Origin of the sequence: Kineococcus glutinatus, from assembly GCF_039542765.1 — a bacterium.
Lineage (GTDB): Bacteria > Actinomycetota > Actinomycetes > Actinomycetales > Kineococcaceae > Kineococcus_A > Kineococcus_A glutinatus.
On sequence record NZ_BAABIL010000813.1, the window covers coordinates 1 to 1,269 of the forward strand.

Annotated in this window: 1 protein-coding gene; it reads left to right on the forward strand. The window is 78.6% G+C overall.

From position 1 onward, the window contains the following. Positions 1–339: 339 nt before the first annotated feature. A partial coding sequence (locus ABEB16_RS21655; protein WP_345714240.1) for an iron chelate uptake ABC transporter family permease subunit occupies positions 340–1,269 on the forward strand: 930 nt, incomplete at its 3' end.

Sequence of the window (1,269 nt, forward strand, 5' to 3'; positions counted from 1 at the left end):
GCCGCGGCGGGGCCGGCGGCGGAGGTCGCGCGCCGGCGGCGCGGGGTGGCGGGGGTGGTGCCGGGGGCGGGTCGGGACGTGGGCGTGCTCACGGGCGAGCCTCTCTGCAGGTGGTGTCGGGGTGGCCGTCGAACGATCGACCCCGCTCGCTGTGGAGGGACTCGCTGGGACTTCCGGCGCCTGCGGCGCATCGCACTCGACCGCGGGCGCCGCTGCTCCAGCGCGCCCGCCGGGGACAAGTGTGCCCCATGCACCCATCGGCGGCACAGCCGCCGAGCTGGAGCGGCGGACCTGCCGTCGAATTGGGAAGGCTAACCTCACTGCGGATAACCTCGCCACATGACGACCACCGCGGACCGGCCCGCCGCGCCGGGACCGGCACGCGCCCCCGCGCCGGGCCGGCGGCGGGGCCGGCCGCTGGCCTGGCTGCTGTTCGTCCTCGCCGTGCTGCTGCTCGTCGTGGGCCTCAGCCTCGCCGTGGGCGCCCGCGCCGCGCCGCTGGGCACGTTCGTGGACGCCCTCGCCGGCTCCGACACCTCCGCCGACGGCCTCGTCGTGCGGGAGCTGCGGCTGCCGCGGACGGTGGCCGGCCTGGCCGTCGGGGCGGCCCTCGGCCTGGCGGGCGCCCTGATGCAGGCCCTGACCCGCAACCCGCTGGCCGACCCGGGCCTGCTCGGCGTCAACAACGGGGCCGCCGCGGCCATGGCCGTCGCCGTGGGCGTGCTCGGCCTGACCAGCACGGCGGCCATCGGCTGGAGCGCGATGGCCGGGGCCGCGGCCGCCGCCGTGGTCGTCTACCTCATCGGGGCGACCGGTCGCAGCGGCGCCACACCGGTCCGCCTGGCGCTGGCGGGCACGGCCGTCAGCGCGGTGCTGCTGGCCCTGACGAGCGCGCTCGTGCTGCTGCAGCCGGAGACCTTCGACCGCTACCGCTCCTGGCAGGTCGGCGCCCTGGCCGGGGCGGACTGGGCCACGCTGCGGGACATCGGGCCGTTCATCGCCGCGGGCGTCGTGCTGGCCCTGACCCAGACCCGCGCCCTCGACGCCCTGGCCCTCGGCGAGGACAGCGGCCGCGCCCTGGGCGCGCGCACCGGCCACACCCGCGTCCTCACCGCGCTGGCCATCACGCTGCTGTGCGGGGGCGCCACGGCGGTGGCCGGCCCGCTGTGGTTCATCGGCCTGGCCGTGCCGCACGCGGTGCGGGCCGTCACCGGTCCCTCGCAGCGGCGCGTGCTGCCCGGCTGCCTCGTCGTCGCCCCCGCTCTGCTG